This window comes from uncultured Algoriphagus sp. (assembly GCF_963974365.1).
Taxonomy (GTDB): domain Bacteria; phylum Bacteroidota; class Bacteroidia; order Cytophagales; family Cyclobacteriaceae; genus Algoriphagus.
The window spans coordinates 251420-269126 of record NZ_CAXBBX010000005.1 but is presented as its reverse complement, the minus strand read 5'-3'; the positions used below and the strand labels follow the sequence as shown (position 1 = coordinate 269126).

Below are 17707 nucleotides of genomic sequence, written 5' to 3'. Positions count from 1 at the left end.
GTAAATTTATTACTGGGTTATTTTATAATTCTTTAATGCTGATATTTCTAAAACGGACTACATCCCCATGACCTAAAAAGCCAATGTGTCCCGAGCTACGCTGCAATCCCGGATGATCTTTGTGGTCTCGTGTGCCATTTTTGCTGGCTTCCAAATAGTCTCCATCCACGATGGTCTCTCCATTCAGAATGATTTTAATATGAGGATGATTTACAATTACTTCCTGCGTGTTCCATTCTCCTACAGGCTTCAAAAATCCACGTTTAGCCGCTATCACGCCATATACCGAGCCATGGTACTGGTATTCTTGCAGGTCTGCGAATTTATCTGCCGTATTATCCAAAATCTGCAATTCCTTACCAACATAGGCAGCATCTCCTTCCAAAGGCGCATGGATTCCCAAGCCATTGTTGGCTCCGGGAGTCAATTGAAACTCAAAGCGAAACACAAAATCTCCATATTCCTTTTCAGTGAAGAGATTTCCTCCACCAGTGCCTTTTGGATCAATGACTATCATACCGTTCTCTGCCCGGTAGGAAGTCTTATTGCCTACCCAGCCGTCAAGATTTTCTCCGTTGAAAAGAGAGGTAAAACCAGCTGTGGAACTGCTTTTTTGACTACTGCACCCTACTAGGATATAGCTTAATAGAAATACTGAAAAAATAAAAGAATTTGATTTGGTCATAAGGTGAAATTTAACCTAAATAATTGGCACAAGGATATTTTTGAAATGCAATTTAATGGTTCATATCAATTTGAGGACAAAAAACTTAATTAAAAATTTTATTTACTTCATTGGTTATTTATTGATTTTTTTGGAAAAGATGGATTGGCAATAAATCTCTCTTATCCCATTTAATAAAAAATAGACACCTTCCGTCCGGATCATTTCATCTCCTTTTTCGTAAGCTAAACTGCCAGTATATTGAAAGCAAATGGAGAAAACAGAGGCAGAAAACTATTTCAAGGGGCGTGGTTCTCAGATCAAACCAGTCAATAAATTCCTGAAAAACCGATACGTGAGCGAGCATATCGAGGGAATTGATGAACCTCTAATTGAATCTCCGCAGACGAAAGTTTTTCATGAACACTCGAAGACCATCGTCAATAAAGTGACGAGTCCAGATGTGGGAATGATTTATTCGCTCAATCCTTATCAGGGTTGTGAGCATGGATGTAGCTATTGCTATGCCCGAAATACACATGAATATTATGGTTTCGATGCTGGGTTGGACTTTGAGAGCAAAATCATCGTCAAAGAAAATGCTGCCCAATTGCTTGAAAAGCTACTTCTAAGCCCCAAATGGCAACCTGCTCCTATCAGTCTCTCGGGTAATACGGATTGCTATCAACCGCTGGAGCGAAAGAAGGAGATGACCCGAAGCTTATTGAAGGTATTTGCCCGCTACCGTCATCCCGTAGGAATGATCACCAAAAACAGTCTAATTCTCAGGGATCTTGATTTGCTAAAGGATCTGGCGGAAGACAGGTTAATTAAGGTCTATATCTCTATCACTACACTTGAAGAAAATGTGAGACGGGCGATGGAGCCACGAACTGCCAGTGCAGCAAAGCGACTCCAAACTATTGAGGAGCTTTCAAAAGCTGGAGTTCCCGTTGGGGTCATGTGTGCTCCGATTATTCCTGGGCTTACAGATCATGAGGTTCCAGCCATTCTCAAAGCTGCTGCAGACCATGGCGCTCTTATGGCAGGAATGACAATAGTCAGACTGAATGGAAGTGTGGGGCAGATCTTTGAAGACTGGATCTACAAAAACTTCCCAGACCGAGCTCCAAAAGTCATCGCTCAAATAAAATCCGTGCATGGCGGTCAGCTGAATGACTCGGATTTCGGAAGGCGGATGCGCGGAGAAGGAAAAGTCGCCGAGATGATCAATCAACTGTTTAAGACCTCCCAAAGGAAATATTTCGCAGGCAGAACTATGCCTGAATATGATCTAAGCAAGTTCAGACGGGGCGGGAATTTGAATTTGTTTTAGAATAGATAAGTACAAAGTATTATGTACAAGGTACCAAGTAGTCTTAAAGCTCCTTCTTCTGTCCCCTTAAAAAAGGGGAATTGGCTCAGAAGTACCTATAAACTTAAATTTCAAAGGTGACAAATTTCAGTAGATCTGATTGAAGTTCAATTGAGGCAATTCCCCCTTTACAATGGGGGTTAGGGGGATTAATAATTAAAAGATTTATAAATTGATTAATGCATTTTTTACCCTATAACAAATCTCTAAAAGAGTTTTCCCGCGAGCTTAGAGCACATAGCACACTCTCTGAAGTTTTACTGTGGCAAAAATTGAGAGCAAGCCAATTCCGGGGTTATAGTTTTAATAGGCAAAAGCCATTAGATAATTACATAGTAGATTTTTATTGTAAAAAATTGAATCTGGTTATTGAAATTGACGGCGATTCACACTTCAGTGAAGAAGCAATAATAGAAGATCAAAAGCGTCAGAAAATTTTAGAAGATTTTGATATAAAATTCTTAAGGTTTATAGATATAGATGTTAAAAAAAATATGGGATTTGTATTGAATGAATTAAACTATTATGTGGATGAATGGGAGGATAAAAATGAAATTTCAAGAAGTTTTTTTCAGTAGTAAATCCCCCTTGTCCCCTTAATAAGGGTGAGTCACCTCAACTGAACCTCAATGCTAAACTTCAAAATTGGATCATTAAGAAGTTGATGACAAAAGTTACGTTGAGCCTATTCCCCCTTTACAAAGGGGGTTAGGGGGATTACAATCCGACATCTGACATCAAAAACCCCAAATACACCTACTCACTTTTCAGCACCTTTGCTGGGTTGGTTTGCGAAGCTATATAAGAATGAATGCCGACGATAAGCAAGCAAATCGCCATCACTCCTAAGCCTGCAGCAACAAATAACAGATAAGGCATATCTACCCGGGTATTGAATCCTTTTAGCCAATCATTGAGGAAATAATATGCAGGGAATATTGCAATTAGGAATGAAACTCCCACTAAGCTCATATACTCTCTTGAAATCAGGAAAAGAATCTGCTGTAGAGTAGCTCCCAATACTTTTCTTATGCTAATCTCTTTGGTACGCTGAGCAATGGTAAAACTGGAAAGTCCAAATAATCCCAGACAGGAAATCAAAATCGCCAAGCCACAGGCAAAACCCAGGACATTTTTGATTTTCACATCTTCCTGATAAAACCTATCGATTTGAGCATCGAGAAAGTTGAACGAGACAGTTTCGTATGGATAGACTTCCAGATAGATCTGCTCCAATCTCTCCTTAGCAATCGCCAGATTTTGGTCTGAATTCAGCTTCACGTTCACTGACTGAAAATATTCTGGATTGTAGGTAAACAATAAGGGACGTATTTCTTCACGCAAGGTCCTTGAATGAAAATCTGCAACCACACCAATAATCTTCACTTTCTCTTGGCTATAGGTGACTTCTGAACCTACTGCAGCCTCCGCAGTTCCAAACCCTGCTTCTTTTACAAACTGCTCATTTACCAATATCTCATCTGCTCTATCTATTGCATCAGTACCAGCCAGCAGAGGAATTCCATTCACTTTCACAAAAGAGGAATCCACATTCATCACCTGAATGTACATCTCTTTTTCTGTGGTGTCCGCAGGTACTTTGACATCCGAAGTCCAAAGGCTCGTAGACGATACAAGGCTACCGCTTAGACTTGCACCCTTCACAATTGCTTCCTGATTGAAGCGATCCTGGAGTTGCAGCATTTTATCCGGATCGGACATAAATGGCAGTCTGGCGTACATCACAGCTTCCTTATCGAATCCCAGTGGCTGGCTAGTCACAAAATTGAGCTGGTAGTTCAATACCATCACTAGAATAATGAAAGCAATGGAAGATGATAATTGAATGACGGTAAGATTTTTTCTCAAAAACACCCCCAAAGAGAACTTTCCACTTCTGATCACTTCCCCTTTCAAGGCGCGCTGAGGATCATAGTTGGACAGGATCAAAGCAGGATAAATCCCTGTGATCAGCGTTAATAGTATTGGGAATGCTGCATAAAACAGCATGTTGGAAAGTGAAAAGTATTCAATCCTGAAATCCCTCGGTAAGTAAGTTGAAAACAGCAATTTCAGCCCTTCTACTATGCCTAGAGCTAGTATAGTGCTAATCAAAATAATCATAAATGTCTCTGCGAGAAACTGGGAAATTAATTGAAATCGCGTTCCTCCAATCGTCTTCCGTATGCCAACTTCCTTAGATCGGCTGATCGCTTGAGCTGTTTCCAAATTCACAAAATTCAAGGTAGCCAGCACCAGAATAATCATACCTATAAAAATTAAGCCATTTAGGAATGTTTTGGAAACGTGAGTACTTCCATAATTTGGCTGAAAATGCATCTCTGAAAGTGGTTCAGTGAAAAAGCTCGTGGCGTATTTACCATCCTCTTCGGACTTCATGTTTTTTTCTATCAATGGCTGAAATGCTGCATCCACAGATTCGGGGGACACTTCAGGAGCGAGTTTGACAAAAAGCTGACTACTTGAATTCACCGAAGTCCAGTCATGTAGCCCATACCATTCGATCTGTTCTTCCGTTCTTATCGTGCTGTAAGAAATAAAATCATTGAAGATAAAGTCCGTATTATCGGTGTAAGAAGCCACGACTCCAGTGACTTTCGCATAGATAGAATCTGAATCCACAAACATCAATTCCTGACCCAGAACATCTGAAGCTACCGAGCCAGGGAAGTATTTATGCAAACTCGCTTCCGAAATCACCACTGATTCAGGTTGAACCAATGAGGTTTCGGGATTTCCGGCTAGCCATTCTCTAGGGAAAATCTTGAAAAATCCAGGATCAGCAAAAGTCACATCATCAGACCTTCCAAACACTTTATTTGTATTTGGCAAAGCCACCAAAGTCTCATACAGGGTGTAAAGCCTGCCTTTTTCTTCTATTCCGGAGATCTCATCCCTGATCACTTCTCCTAGTGGCCCAGGAGTCCCCGAATTAGGAAAACTCCCTCCATCTCCCCAATCAGTAAGGGTATTAATTCGAAAAATCCTATCCTTATCAACATGGAACTGATCAAAACTATAGGAATGCGTCACCACATTGAAAATCAAAAAGCAGGTCGCAATGCCAACCGACAAACCCAAAATATGGATTGTTGCTCTTAGCTTATTTCTACGGAGATTTCTCCAGGCGATTTTGAAGTAGTTTTTTAGCATGATTTATATGGATTGAAAAATTGGAAGATTGGAATATTTTAAAATTGATTTACAGTTTGTGGTTCTTAATTCTCGGTTTTTGGTTTTTGGTTCTTAAAATCTTGAATCTTGATACTTAATACTTACCACGCTATTCATCTTTCAATGTCTTCACCGGATTCATCTGAGTAGCACGATAAGACTGCGCAGATACAATCAGTAATGTAAATACTATCCCAGCAATGCCCAAAACCGTAAAATTAAGCCAGGAAGGCCAGGATTTTATAGCAAACTGAGCTATCCAGCTTTGCATAAAGTACAAACTCAGTGGCAGAGCAACCAAAACTCCCACTACGGTAATTACGAGAAATTCCTTATTAAACATCCAAGAAATACTCCAGCTGGAAGCTCCTAGTACTTTTCGTATACCTATTTCCTTGGTACGTCCTGCTATGCTCAAAGCAGCCATGGCAAACAATCCCATTGCAGCAATTAAAATAGCTATGCACGCAGCCAAAAACACCATTTTACCCAAGCGCTCATCAGCAACGTATTGCTTCTGAACTGTCTCATCCAGAAAACTAAAACTGAAAGTCTCCAAAGGAAACACCTGTTCCCATTCATTTTCAAGTAAGGTTCTGAATGTTTCGAAGTCAGTTCCATTTCCTTTTACCATCACTTTCGGATTAGTCGCCGAGTGAATCATCAGCATATTGATGCCACTGAATATCGTTTCAGGGCTTTTGGCAAGAATAATGGGTTCAATATCTTTATAAAGAGAGTTGTGGTTGAAGTCCTTCACTACTCCTACGATCTCATGATTGCCAATTCTCTTGCTTGGCAACAGTTCTCCCAATGGATCATCCCAATTCATAGCTTTGGCAAAAGTCTCGTTGATCAACACCGCACTGCTATCCGATCCCGGCGTAGGATTCAGATCTCGGCCTTTTGCCATCTCCAAACCTAGCGTTTTCACATAATCTCCGCCTACGAAGTTCAGACGGAAATTAAATTGCTTGCCATCCTCTGTAGGAAAGCCCCCATCCCAAAACGCATCATCTCCATAGGTAGCAATGGTGATCCCTGCAGACTGGACTTCAGATCTTCTTTGCAACGCTTGCCTGTATTTTTCAGCTTGCGCAAAACCTTCATTGATCGAGGTCACAAAACTGGTGCTCGGCACATCAGGCACATCGACAAGCACCACCATATTTTGATCAAAACCCAAATCATAATCCCGTATAGCCTCCATCTGATTCACCATTATCAACGTCGAGGCTATCAGCATAAATGAAATAAAGAACTGAAATGCCACCAACCCCTTTCTTAAAGCTTGTTTACCAAAGCGGATAGAAAGATTTCCTTTCAGTACTTTGATCGGCTTGAGACTGGACATGAAAAATGCTGGATATGCTCCTGCCATGGCTGTTATCAGCATCACCAAACCCGTTAAAATCAAGATTTGCGTAGCTCCATATACCAAATTCAGTTCCTTCTCAAAAAGATCATTGAAGGTAGGAAGTAAAGTTTCTGCCAGAATCAACCCTAAAATCAATGCTGCAATGGTAGTCAGAAATGCCTCTGTCAAAAACTGAAATACCAACTGACCAAAATCCGCCCCCATGGTTTTTCTTACCCCCACTTCTTTCGCTCGGGTAGTCGAACGACCAATCGCCATAGTTGTAAAATTGATACAGGCAATCAACAGAATCAAGAATGCAATTCCTGCAAGAATCCAAAGCAAAGTTGGACAGGTAGACTCCACCATTCCTGAGTCAGGACTTTCCGAGAGGTGCATCTCAGTTATAGGCTGCAGTGTAAACAAATATTTGCCTTCCTCATATTCCTCGCCCAGCACTTTCTTCATCATAGCCTCCACCCCTGCTTCCACAGACGCTTTGGATTGCCCTTCATTGAGCTTCAGGTAGGTATCTCCATAGACATTGAACCATGAAGTCTGACTTTCCTTGCCGACGCTAAAATCAAGATTTTGATCGTTCATCAACATCTCAAACTGTATACTTGAATTTGCCGGCAAGTCTTCCAAAAGTCCACTTACTTGATATTCTTCGAAGTTATCTCCCATTCTCATCCGAATGGATTTCCCAATTGGGTTGGCATCTCCAAAGTATTTCTTGGCAACCTCCTCTGTGATCACAACACCGAACTTATCCTGCAATACTTTGTCCTTCGCCCCCTGAAGCAACTTAAAACTGAATACCTCAAGAAAGTCAGGGCTAACCATCAGAAAAGTTTGGTTCTGGGTAGTTTGTTCATCCAGAAATGCCTGCGCTGAGCTGCCTATCATGCGGGTGGTGTATTTCACCTGCGAAAATTCACTGGCGAAAGTCGGTGCGGTGATGATAGGAGTGGAAAATGAAGCATGATCCCCTTCTTCATCGACCTGATGGCGCTCCACGCGAAAAATCTGGCCACTTTGTTCATGAAAATCGTCAAAGCTCAGCTCGAACTGTACAAAAAAGAAAATCAAAATACTAACCCCAAGACCTAGAGTAAGCCCGATCAAATTGATCCCTGTGTGCAACTTGTTTTTAGAAAGATTACGGATTGCGATTTTAAAATAGTTCTTCCACATAGGAAATAGTGTTAGGTTTTAGTCTTGGAGGAGGCCTTTGTCCTGGACATGCTACATTAATCCAAAAAGCATAAAACCCCCTACCCTTACTATCAAATTTCTGTGCCAGTTAAAAAATGGCAAAAAAGCCCTGAAATGCCTGATAGTTTGCTTTTTTAAAAAATCGAACGGACGTTTTTGTTCGCTAGTGGGCAAAGTGCTTTAAACCTGATTACAATCTAAAATGGTGTAATCTCTTCAAAATTGAGGAATTGCCTGGCCCTCAATAAGGCATTAGTCGGCAAGATTTTTAAATTTACTTTTCGATACTTTTCCTAGCCCCTAACCATGTCAAAAACTGACAAGAACAGCTCAAAGAAAAAACTCAGCCTCACCCAAGATAGACGCGCATTTTTGCAGAAAAGCTCACTTGCAGCTATGTCAGCTATGCTAGGGACAAATATCGTCCATGGATTATCTATGCCAAAGGATTACATCCCTGTAGCTCTTCAGGCAGATTTTGATCCTATGAAAGGGAAGAGTGAAGGCATGATCATACGCAATGAGAAACCTTGGAATGTTGAGCCAGTGCCACATCTTTTGAATGATGCAGTCACTCCTTTCGCCAGTATTTTCATTAGAAATAATGGGCTGATTCCAGAAGATGTCGATGCAGCAAGTTGGACGCTTACCATAGGAGGAGAATCGGTGGTAAAGGAAAAAACCTACACGCTCGACGAGCTTAAAAAGAAATTCAAATCCTACACTTACCAGCTCACACTTGAATGTGGTGGAAACGGTCGAGCAGGTTTTTACCCTCCAGCATCCGGAAATCAATGGGAAGAAGGAGCTGTATATTGCTCGGAATGGACTGGAGTAAGACTGAAAGATGTGTTGGCGGATGTAGGCCTCAAGTCAGATGCGGTTTATGTTGGTTATTACGGCAAGGATAAACATCTCAATGGAGATCCAAACAAGATTGTGATCTCCCGAGGCGCTCCGATGTCAAAAGTTTTGCAGGATGAAACACTCCTGGCTTGGGCATTAAATGGAAAAGATATTCCTCTACAACATGGCTATCCACTTCGCTTGGTTTGTGGAGGTTGGCCCGCATCTGTTTCAGGAAAATGGCTGCATAAACTGGTGGTAAGAAATCAGGTACATGATGGTGAGAAAATGATGGGTGATTCTTACAGAGTACCCAAATATCCTGTAGCTCCGGGACAGGAAGTTCCTGATGAGGATATGAAAATCATAGAATCCATGCCCGTAAAGTCAATCATTACCTATCCAAAATCGGGGGCAATGTTCGACACTTCAAAGAAGCTCATGGTTCAGGGACATGCCTGGGCGGGTGAGTACGAAGTGAGTGCGATGGAGGTAAGCACAGATTTCGGTGCAACTTGGAAAAAATGCACTTTGAAAAAACCAGTCAACAGACTCGCTTGGCAGCAATGGTCCATAGAATTAAGCTTTCCACAAACTGGCTATTACGAGATCTGGGCAAAAGCAACTGACGATCAAGGAATATCCCAGCCTATGGTGATTCCTGGATGGAACCCGAAAGGCTACCTAAACAATGCCTGTCATAGAATTGCAGTAAAAGTTAGCTAAGGCCATGAAAAACGCACCTGACAATAATTCCTCTAATTCTACTCAGGAGAAGGAAAAACTTTTCAACGGACTGATCAAATCCGTAGCTGGATTGATGGGAGTGGTCATCCTACTCGTGGGGCTGGTTTTCTTAGTGCTATTTCAACCTGAAATTTCTGAAAAACTTAACTCTTTTACTTCCGAAACTTCTGAAGAAACACCAGCGCCATTAACAGATTTTTCTACTGAGCTAGTCGATGGAAAAGATGTGGAAACTGGCTTACTAGCGGGAGATGGATTGGAGCTAGTGAAAGCGAATTGCACTGCATGTCACTCCAGTGCCCTGATTCTCCAGAATCGCTTTACCCGTGAAGGTTGGCATTCAAAGATTGAATGGATGCAGGAGACTCAAGGATTATGGGATCTTGGCGGAAATGAGGCTATGATTTTAGATTATCTGGCCGCAAACTATGCTCCGGAAGCTCCGAAGGGGAGACGAGTTCCACTGACTGGTATAGAATGGTATGAGTTAAAAGACTAATCCATCAAGGCAAATCACCTTCTGAAAATGGTTATTTGATTTCAATTTGCACAACCCTCTTTTTCAATTGTGTAGGAAAGAAAAATAATCTGCCAAGCCTCTTCCCTCTTCATCAAGGTAAAGACATCTACACCGCAATGCGAGAACTCTCCGTTCAGTTTAAACTCATAGGGGACCCAAGCCATGGCTATGCCTTCATGGATCTTCACATCCATGCTCAAGGGAGTTTCCAGATAGGAATTCTGAGAAATAAGAGTCTTCAAATCATCACTAAATGACCTCATGCGCTGTCTGGCTGGACTTACGGTATTATTAACCGTCCAGATTTGCCCTTCCATAGAAGCTACTTGTTTTAACAAAACGGTATCCTGCTTTTCTAAGGCCTCAAAAAACTGATTGACCACAGCGGTTACAGCTGCAACTTCTGTCTTGTCTACTTCCTGTGAAAAGCAATCAAAACACAGCGTCAGCGCGAGAATTAGGACAAGTTTTTTCATGGATTTCAGTTTTACCCAACTAAGATAATTAATCTTGACTCATACAGCAGCCCTTAAACTTCTTTCCACTACCACAGGGGCAAGGATCATTTCTCTCGATCGTTCTTTTCAAGGTATTATCTCCATTCTGCCTAGTTGCTAAATCGGTTTGAAAAACTTCAGATAGAACGTCATACAATTCAGGGTGTTTTTCCTTGAAAAGCTTTGGTCTCTCAAAAAAGTACTCGCTTGCTACCGCCAGAAACTCCTGCTTATTTGTTGCTCCGTAGATATTGATATCGCTTCTTCCTGACAGCATTTCCTTCGTATTCTCGCTAATCAAATGCAGCCAAGGCAACACGGCCTGATTCTTCATAATTACCGTTGGGATACCATCAATATCTCCATCCTGCTTATCAAACAAGTGCACAAATTCATGAATTCCCACATTCATTTTATCACTGGCATTCTCAAACCCCTGATGTAATGCAGGTTTGGAAAAAATCACCACATGGTGCATCACACCACCACTTCCCACCATACCTGAAATATTCCTTTCCTGCTCGCTGAAATCATATTTCTCCGTAAATAAATCAGGGTATAAGAGCACCTCATGCAAAGAGCTATACTCCCAATCTGGAAAGGCGAAAACCGGGATAACAGCACTGCTGGCCACTAAAAGTCTGTCTTCATCATCCACTGTAGTTTTGATACCGGTGATCCTCACTCGTTTTAAAAAACGTAGAATATCGGCTTCAAAAATAGCTTTATCATCACCGTCCAGTGAAGCGTAAAAATTCACTTGCTGAAGGAGAAAAAGTCTCCATTTCTCAGGAAATACTTCCGGTGCATTATATCCACTTTTTATTTTCTTTGGGCGAAAAAGCAAATACAAGATTAGAGCGATGAATAACCCGACTAAGATTTTGGTGAACAAGGCAGTTATGTTTTAGAGTTTTGTCAAAAAAAACATTGAGAATTAAATTCAGAGTGCAAAGTGAAAAATGCCGGCAGAAACGGAAAAGGGACGATATCAAATAAAAGTGCACCTATAAATACCAAAAGATATTGCCACCACATGCTTTATGAGTTTTGATTTATTAGTAATTACATATCTGCAATGATGCCAGTAGCAGTAACATCTTCGTTTGCTGGCCTGAAGACCGATGACTGAAGCTGCCCCAATGCTTGCTTTAGCTTCCCCTTTTATTGCTTTGAGTTCCCTACTGGCAGGGAAGAAGGTCGACATATAATAAACAATCTATATGTTATGTTTTGCTGGGAATTTACGGAATTCTAAAATAGCAAGGCCAATAAGACTAATTGAGCTTAGGTCCGCTATCCAGATCTACATATTCTAAAAAACCGGATTTGATACGACATTAGTAATTCAACTTCCGTTCTTTTAAAAGCTCTTTTAAAGCTTTATCATTTTTAGAATTATTGAATAGCTTGAATGCAAAAATCAGCGGGATTAAAGTGAATAACCCTATGGTGTTTTTCCAGATGCTAAAAATTATCACCCCAATCATAACCCCAATAAAAAGCGCATTTATCAAGGAATTCGTTTTCGTTTTTTTAGCCTTGTCTAGCAGTTCCTGATCTGTTAATGCAGATAGTTCTTCTTTTGTCATTTGGTTGTTTTCTGATTATGGTTAGAAAAATAAGACTTATGCGTGGTAACCCAAGAGCAAATTTCAATAGATAAAGTTCTATTACCTAAACTGCATAGGTTTCAGATTATCACGAGCACTTTCCGCAATTTCCGCAAATCTCTTTTGCCTTGTTTCTGGTCTTTTGGCAGAAAGCACCCAATGAAGCAATATCTTCTTATTGGATTTACTAAGACTATCGAAGTACTCAAAGGCACCTTTGTGATTCGCTAGTTCTTTCTTTAAATCTTCCGGAATTACCAAAGCTTCAATTTCATCCAAAATTTCCCAAGACCCATTTTCTTTGGCAACTTCAATACTTTTATAGCCTGCTTCCATCATATGTCCTTGATCAATTAAAGCTTTCACTTTATCCTTATTTATCCTGGACCAATTACTTTTTGCTTTTCGCTTGCTGAAATACTGCATGAATTTCTCATTGTCAATTGGCCTTCTGGTGCTATCAATCCAACCAAAACAAAGCGCCTCATCAACTGCCTCACTCCAACTTAGGGTAGTAACTTCTGATGATGCTTTATAATAAACAAGCCAAACAGACTGCTGTGACTGATGATTTCTTATTAACCATTCACGCCAATCTGTTCGGCTTGTGGGACAGTATGTTTCTGGGTCCTTGTTAGGCATTATGTTTTCAATTGTCTAAGGGTTGGGTATTTGAGGTGACTTAAAAGTTATTCTAAAATTTAAAGATTATTTTGGTCAATAAATTCTGCTAATCCTCATATTCACAGCCACTTAATATTGGATAAATTTAATAAGGATAGTTTTTTTTCTATTTCAATATTCTTTAATCCAAGGTTCTTTGCTATAAAGTCAGAGAAGAATATTTTATGACCGTCATTAAGAACAATTTCCGTGTAATTGTAAAAAAAGGTTGGTAGAGCATACGTCATATTTTCCTCGTCCCATTGTCCCTTAAACCTAATGATTTTATTTATGTCTTTAAATCGAAATTCTTTTTCAAGCTTACCATTATGCTCAATTCTAATTGTCTGCTTTGAATGGTTTACTATAATTTTTTTCCTTCTGTCATTCAGTTTGTATTGAAAATGTAAAACCAATTGAGGTAGCGCGAATAACAGAAAACCAAACCCTAAAAAAAGTCCAATATCTTCTTTAGTTGCGAGAAAGTAAATAAATCCACTAAGTGTCCCAATGTGAAAAATAATTGATTTTCTAAAAACTCTCCATTCATTTTTTGGGTCAAAATCAAATTCTATTTTAAAGTCTTGCCCCATGTTTTAATCGATTCTGTGTTTTTTCAAAGTTGGAGTTAATGACCCAAGCTTAGCAAGCTCCGATAAAGCTAATGTATCTGCCGGTACTCCCAAAGTATCCAAGTAGCACAGTGCACATAAAGATGATAAATCCTTTGAGCTGAGCTTAGTAGAACGTACCGATTTTTACCAACCGCAGATTCTTGGTGAAGTTCGCACTGAAATCTGAAAAGTGGCAGTTGGCGCATTCCCCCTCAGCGATTGTTAGCAAATGTATTATGTCGCACCTTTTCTTTCCCGAATTTCGATTGCAATGAGTGTAAAGACAGTAGCGACCAATGGTATTAGGCCGAATGCTCTGTTCAATTCTCCCTTCGCTCCTTTCTCAAAAATCCCCAATATCATGGGTTCGCTACCAATCCCAACAGGCCCAAGTTCGTAAATTGCAATGTAGACGAGCATTCCAATTAACATGGTGTTCGCCGTTGTTAAATGTTTTCTAAAGAATAGGCTGAGTAGGATCCCAGTAGTTAACTGGATTAAAAGAAATATTCCAAGTAAAAAAGGAGCCATACCTACTTCTCCACCTGGCAAGTTGGTCGTTCCAATCCAAATCATGAAGAATACAATTGTTAAGCCTGCTTGAAGAAAAAGGTATTTTATCATGAGTTCAGTTCTCTGTGCAAGGAATGTTTGCTAACTGTTTGCCTATAGTGCGTATCACGCAGGGTATGCACTATAACCGTTGTGGCTAGATTTTTATTTTTAAATACTCTCCTATTTCAGAGAATCTATATTTCAATTCAATTATTGGTGTTAATGGTTTCATCACATGAGGTAGCCGGCATTCTTCTATTATTTCAATGGAGTTCGGATAAAGGGCAAATTGATTAAGATTAAAGGTGTTGTCGCACTCATTATAATATTCAATCGCAGAATCATATTCATCTTGAGTTAATCCCCAATCAGAGTCGTTAACAACATCTTTAAGTTCAAGGCTTGCTTCATTATACTGCTCCTTCTTGTCTTTGAAAACCATTTCCCTGAATAACCCTGTAGTGTCAACAATCGAGTTAATATCAAGCCATTTTCCCGTTTGTGTCGAATAATTGAAATAATCTGTCCAACTAGTGCAATACGCTCCACAACCTTCGGCACTTACATTGATGATAGAATTCCATTTTGATTGTAAGTAACTTGAAAGCCAAGAAAAACAATTTCGTCTCCTGCCCATCTTGTCAGAGTCGGATCAAGATTGTCCGTTGGATATTCGTTGTCTGTAAAGCGATTCTTTAGGTCGGTATTTATCAATGAGTCTACTTTCTTATTACCTGAACTAATAATTGGAAAATTCATCTTGTCAGATTGAATATCCTTAAATCGCTCACTTATCTCAAGTCGAAATATGTCGATTTGAACGCTTTGTCCAAAGGCAATTGTTCCTATGAACACCAATATTATCGTTAGGATTCTCTTCATTTTTAAATTAGCCACAACGTTTGGCGGCTACCCGAAGGTGGCGATTTCGGAGCGATTCACTGTCAACCAAGCAGAAACTTTGATTGAAGCGCAAAGCTTGATTTAACCACTGAACCGCCACTTTTGGGTAGGTGCTGTTATGGCTAGTTTTTATATTTCTGTCATTACAATTGTTAGTATTATAAGTCCCGCAAAAGTCAAAATGTAATCTAGAGGATTTAATTTTCTATTGTCCTTTGGAGAGAACCAAGTCGCCATCATAAATTCTTGCTTCGTGGTGAGTAGGCTTAAAGTTCGAAAGACTGTAAAAATTATAATCATTGCTAATAGATTCAAATCATAGTCAGCGAACGTACCTATTGCTGAATTGAAATCAGGGTTGCTTTTAAGTTGGTCTACAAAATACCATTGAAATATTCCAAGTACAAACCAAATTAATGATACTGTCGGAATACGAAGTCTTTTATAATACATTAAAAACAATGAGAATGGTCCTCCAAAAGTCAGCGCAAGCAAGATCATATTTATATTCTCTTGTCTCAGTAAGGAGAATTTATATGAAACCCATATAAACGCCCCAATAAACATATATAGTGCGACTACAACATAGTCTATTTTATCAATTCTCGTTTCGTTCATTTTTAAAATTAGCCATAACGGTTTTGTATAACCGCCAGTTATGGGGTTATATGCGTTAATATCCGGTTGAGCATATTCCGAGTGGATTTGGACTTAGTAGAATCTGCCGTAATTGCGGTTATATAATGTTGCACTAAACCTTCGGTAGTTTCAAGAACAGCCAAGAAGCGGTAACTTTTTAGATCATTACTTAACTCTTATTAATCATGAAAAAAAAAGGAAACCATCCTCCAGGCTGCCTCTTCCAAGATAGCTGGATTTGCTGAACTATTAGCCAAGTTTGAGCAGAAAATTGTCGTCGCCGGAAAAAGCAAAAGTACACTGGCAAACTATGCGAGACATCTGGCCAAATTGGCCATTCACTTCAATGAGTTGCCCACTGAAGTAGATCCGGATCGGATCAATGACTACCTCCATCTAGTTAAAAAGAGTCATACTATCCCTTCAGAATCCTACTTTAAATTTACCGTTTATGCCCTTCGGTTTGCCTACCGAATCGAAGGAATGAAGGATAAGCGGATCGAGCTACCTACCATCAAGCGAAGTAGGAAACTTCCTGTTGTCCTAAGTCAGGAAGAGGTCCGTAGACTTCTTAAGGCTCCCAAACTGCTCAAACATCGCGTCCTGATAGCCTTACTTTACGGCTGTGGGCTTCGCTGCTTTGAGGTCAGGAACCTGAAGATTGCCGATCTTGATTTTGACAGAAAAATACTTCACGTAAAGGATGGCAAGGGAAAGAAAGACCGCTATGTTCCGCTGGCTGATTTACTGATCCGTGGAATTAAGACTTACCTGGAAGCCGAACAGCCCCTTGAATGGCTGTTCAACAGTAAAGGTGAGCAGATCATTGGTCGTGCCGGAGGAGACTTTGACGGACGTTACTCCCAGCGAGGGGTGCAATGGGCGGTGAATGAAGCCAAAAAGAAAGCAGGTATCCTTAAGCCGATGAACGTCCACACGCTCCGGCATACCTATGCCACCCACCTGTTGGAAGAAGGACTTGATATCCTGACCATTAAAGATTTGCTGGGGCATGAATGCATCGACACCACGATGATCTACCTGCATGTGGCCCAGACAGAAAAATGCCGTGCCTTCAGTCCCCTGGACAGACTCTACCTGTCCAGAAAGTGAAAGCACGCTTTGAAGTGACCCATGTGCTCAAGCAACACTGGGCAGAAGTGGAAAAGCACCCACATATCAACAGCTGGCAGTTGCGGACCTTGTCGGCATTGAAACGCTGCAGAACTGCAGATCTGGGAGGGCATGTGGATGCATGCACCGAGTGTGGCTCGATGCGTATCAGCTACAACAGTTATCGGAACAGGCATTGCCCCAAATGTCAGGGTAAAAACAGAGAAGATTGGATCTCCAAGAGGGAAGCCGAACTACTTCCTGTACCCTACTTCCATGTCGTTTTCACTCTGCCGGACACGTTGTATCAGCTGGCCATGTACCAGCCCAAAGCGGTGTATGATAGTTTGTTTGAAGCTTCTTGGAAAACAGTGGCATGTTTTGCCAAAGACCCGAAGCACTTGGGGGCAAAGCCTGGGATGATCGCCATTCTCCATACCTGGGGTCAGACTATGACGCTTCATCCACATCTACACTGTATCGTGCCGGGAGGGGGACTGACCAAAAAAGCCAATTGGAAGACCGTAAAAAGCAAAGGCAAGTACCTGTTTCCGGTCAAGGCCATGAGCAAGGTATTCAGAGCCAAGTACGTAAAAGCACTTAAATCCAAGATCAACACGGAGAAGGAACTGATCAATGCTTTGTTTCAAAAAGAATGGGTAGTCTATGCCAAACGGCCGTTCGGACACCCCAAAGCCTTACTCGAATATCTAGGAAGATACACCCACAAAGTAGCGATATCCAATCATCGGATTCTGGACATCGATCAACAGCGGACGATATTCAGCTACAAGGATTATCGTCAAGGCGCTCAGAAGCTGGAAATGACTCTGGATAATCTGGAGTTTATCAGAAGGTTTTCTATGCATATCCTACCCAAAGGATTGGTACGGATCCGGCACTTTGGTATACTGGGAAGTTCATCCAAGTTGATCACAATACCACTCATTCATCAGGAACTTGGAATTCCGATTCCAGAAAAAGAGCCCCGCATTCTGGAGACCTATAACCCACGATACTGCCCCTGCTGCCAGAAAGAAAGTATGGTAAGTATTCAGCGTTTGCCCAAACGAGGACCACCAAAGGCCGTCTTTTCCGCTCTCACAAACCAATTTTAGTTCCTGATTTTACTCGGGCTAGGAAGCCTATGCCCATGCAATAAAAAAAGCCTTTCCAAAAGGCATTGGA

18 protein-coding genes are annotated in these 17707 nt (G+C 40.8%); 6 read left to right on the top strand and 12 right to left on the bottom strand.

What is annotated here, in order from left to right; translation table 11 throughout:
• Positions 1-22 precede the first annotated feature (22 nt).
• Positions 23-685, bottom strand: a complete 663-nt coding sequence (locus AACZ87_RS09050; protein ID WP_339866557.1) for a DUF1080 domain-containing protein — start codon at positions 683-685, stop codon at positions 23-25.
• A gap of 250 nt (positions 686-935) precedes the next feature.
• On the opposite strand from AACZ87_RS09050, the gene AACZ87_RS09045 reads away from it, so the two are divergent.
• Together AACZ87_RS09045 and AACZ87_RS09040 are read left to right on the top strand one after the other, a co-directional pair.
• Positions 936-2000: a PA0069 family radical SAM protein gene (locus AACZ87_RS09045; RefSeq protein ID WP_339866556.1), complete on the top strand. Its 1065-nt coding sequence runs from the start codon at positions 936-938 to the stop codon at positions 1998-2000.
• 218 nt (positions 2001-2218) lie between these two features.
• Positions 2219-2617: an endonuclease domain-containing protein gene (locus AACZ87_RS09040; protein ID WP_339866555.1), complete on the top strand. Its 399-nt coding sequence runs from the start codon at positions 2219-2221 to the stop codon at positions 2615-2617.
• A gap of 178 nt (positions 2618-2795) precedes the next feature.
• Here the strand turns inward: AACZ87_RS09040 and AACZ87_RS09035 are convergent, their stop codons facing one another.
• On the bottom strand, positions 2796-5213 hold the full coding sequence (locus AACZ87_RS09035) for an ABC transporter permease (protein WP_339866554.1): 2418 nt from the start codon (positions 5211-5213) through the stop codon (positions 2796-2798).
• A gap of 130 nt (positions 5214-5343) precedes the next feature.
• Positions 5344-7788, bottom strand: a complete 2445-nt coding sequence (locus AACZ87_RS09030; RefSeq protein WP_339866552.1) for an ABC transporter permease — start codon at positions 7786-7788, stop codon at positions 5344-5346.
• Between the two features lie 327 nt (positions 7789-8115).
• Between AACZ87_RS09030 and AACZ87_RS09025 the strand changes: the two genes are divergently transcribed.
• Both AACZ87_RS09025 and AACZ87_RS09020 read left to right on the top strand, forming a co-directional pair.
• Complete coding sequence (locus AACZ87_RS09025; protein WP_339866551.1) at positions 8116-9381, top strand: sulfite oxidase; 1266 nt, start codon at positions 8116-8118, stop codon at positions 9379-9381.
• A 4-nt stretch (positions 9382-9385) separates the two neighbouring features.
• Complete coding sequence (locus AACZ87_RS09020; RefSeq protein ID WP_339866550.1) at positions 9386-9901, top strand: hypothetical protein; 516 nt, start codon at positions 9386-9388, stop codon at positions 9899-9901.
• Positions 9902-9942: 41 nt separating this feature from the next.
• Here the strand turns inward: AACZ87_RS09020 and AACZ87_RS09015 are convergent, their stop codons facing one another.
• The 9 genes from AACZ87_RS09015 to AACZ87_RS08975 all read right to left on the bottom strand — a co-directional run bounded on the left by AACZ87_RS09015 (position 9943) and on the right by AACZ87_RS08975 (position 15385).
• Positions 9943-10398 carry a hypothetical protein gene (locus AACZ87_RS09015; RefSeq protein WP_339866548.1) on the bottom strand — a complete coding sequence of 152 codons (456 nt, stop codon included), beginning with the start codon at positions 10396-10398 and terminating at the stop codon, positions 9943-9945.
• Positions 10399-10426: 28 nt separating this feature from the next.
• Positions 10427-11314, bottom strand: a complete 888-nt coding sequence (locus AACZ87_RS09010) for a zinc-dependent peptidase (protein ID WP_339866547.1) — start codon at positions 11312-11314, stop codon at positions 10427-10429.
• A gap of 445 nt (positions 11315-11759) precedes the next feature.
• Entirely contained in the window at positions 11760-12011 is a 252-nt protein-coding gene (locus tag AACZ87_RS09005; protein WP_283412936.1) for an FUSC family protein, read from the bottom strand.
• 81 nt (positions 12012-12092) lie between these two features.
• Complete coding sequence (locus tag AACZ87_RS09000; RefSeq protein ID WP_339866545.1) at positions 12093-12674, bottom strand: YdeI/OmpD-associated family protein; 582 nt, start codon at positions 12672-12674, stop codon at positions 12093-12095.
• A gap of 101 nt (positions 12675-12775) precedes the next feature.
• A complete protein-coding gene (locus tag AACZ87_RS08995; protein WP_339866544.1) occupies positions 12776-13288 on the bottom strand; it encodes a hypothetical protein in 513 nt (170 codons plus the stop codon).
• Between the two features lie 255 nt (positions 13289-13543).
• On the bottom strand, positions 13544-13933 hold the full coding sequence (locus tag AACZ87_RS08990; RefSeq protein WP_339866543.1) for a hypothetical protein: 390 nt from the start codon (positions 13931-13933) through the stop codon (positions 13544-13546).
• A gap of 85 nt (positions 13934-14018) precedes the next feature.
• A complete protein-coding gene (locus tag AACZ87_RS08985; protein WP_339866542.1) occupies positions 14019-14306 on the bottom strand; it encodes a hypothetical protein in 288 nt (95 codons plus the stop codon).
• A 119-nt stretch (positions 14307-14425) separates the two neighbouring features.
• Positions 14426-14746 carry a hypothetical protein gene (locus tag AACZ87_RS08980; RefSeq protein WP_339866540.1) on the bottom strand — a complete coding sequence of 107 codons (321 nt, stop codon included), beginning with the start codon at positions 14744-14746 and terminating at the stop codon, positions 14426-14428.
• 150 nt (positions 14747-14896) lie between these two features.
• Positions 14897-15385 carry a hypothetical protein gene (locus AACZ87_RS08975; protein ID WP_339866538.1) on the bottom strand — a complete coding sequence of 163 codons (489 nt, stop codon included), beginning with the start codon at positions 15383-15385 and terminating at the stop codon, positions 14897-14899.
• Between the two features lie 351 nt (positions 15386-15736).
• Here AACZ87_RS08975 and AACZ87_RS08970 point away from each other — a divergent pair, with 351 nt between their 5' ends.
• Complete coding sequence (locus tag AACZ87_RS08970; protein ID WP_339866537.1) at positions 15737-16519, top strand: tyrosine-type recombinase/integrase; 783 nt, start codon at positions 15737-15739, stop codon at positions 16517-16519.
• Positions 16471-17637, top strand: coding sequence for an IS91 family transposase (locus tag AACZ87_RS08965; RefSeq protein WP_339866623.1), 1167 nt, complete (start codon positions 16471-16473; stop codon positions 17635-17637). Before AACZ87_RS08970 ends, AACZ87_RS08965 begins: the two co-directional genes overlap by 49 nt.
• Positions 17638-17707 lie beyond the last annotated feature (70 nt).

Coding starts and splice junctions, on each gene's coding strand:
- AACZ87_RS09050 (WP_339866557.1), bottom strand. CDS start 685: ATGACCAAATCAAATTCTTTTATTTTTTCAGTATTTCTATTAAGCTAT.
- AACZ87_RS09045 (WP_339866556.1), top strand. CDS start 936: ATGGAGAAAACAGAGGCAGAAAACTATTTCAAGGGGCGTGGTTCTCAG.
- AACZ87_RS09040 (WP_339866555.1), top strand. CDS start 2,219: ATGCATTTTTTACCCTATAACAAATCTCTAAAAGAGTTTTCCCGCGAG.
- AACZ87_RS09035 (WP_339866554.1), bottom strand. CDS start 5,213: ATGCTAAAAAACTACTTCAAAATCGCCTGGAGAAATCTCCGTAGAAAT.
- AACZ87_RS09030 (WP_339866552.1), bottom strand. CDS start 7,788: ATGTGGAAGAACTATTTTAAAATCGCAATCCGTAATCTTTCTAAAAAC.
- AACZ87_RS09025 (WP_339866551.1), top strand. CDS start 8,116: ATGTCAAAAACTGACAAGAACAGCTCAAAGAAAAAACTCAGCCTCACC.
- AACZ87_RS09020 (WP_339866550.1), top strand. CDS start 9,386: ATGAAAAACGCACCTGACAATAATTCCTCTAATTCTACTCAGGAGAAG.
- AACZ87_RS09015 (WP_339866548.1), bottom strand. CDS start 10,398: ATGAAAAAACTTGTCCTAATTCTCGCGCTGACGCTGTGTTTTGATTGC.
- AACZ87_RS09005 (WP_283412936.1), bottom strand. CDS start 12,011: ATGACAAAAGAAGAACTATCTGCATTAACAGATCAGGAACTGCTAGAC.
- AACZ87_RS09000 (WP_339866545.1), bottom strand. CDS start 12,674: ATGCCTAACAAGGACCCAGAAACATACTGTCCCACAAGCCGAACAGAT.
- AACZ87_RS08995 (WP_339866544.1), bottom strand. CDS start 13,288: ATGGGGCAAGACTTTAAAATAGAATTTGATTTTGACCCAAAAAATGAA.
- AACZ87_RS08990 (WP_339866543.1), bottom strand. CDS start 13,933: ATGATAAAATACCTTTTTCTTCAAGCAGGCTTAACAATTGTATTCTTC.
- AACZ87_RS08985 (WP_339866542.1), bottom strand. CDS start 14,306: ATGGTTTTCAAAGACAAGAAGGAGCAGTATAATGAAGCAAGCCTTGAA.
- AACZ87_RS08980 (WP_339866540.1), bottom strand. CDS start 14,746: ATGAAGAGAATCCTAACGATAATATTGGTGTTCATAGGAACAATTGCC.
- AACZ87_RS08975 (WP_339866538.1), bottom strand. CDS start 15,385: ATGAACGAAACGAGAATTGATAAAATAGACTATGTTGTAGTCGCACTA.
- AACZ87_RS08965 (WP_339866623.1), top strand. CDS start 16,471: ATGCCGTGCCTTCAGTCCCCTGGACAGACTCTACCTGTCCAGAAAGTG.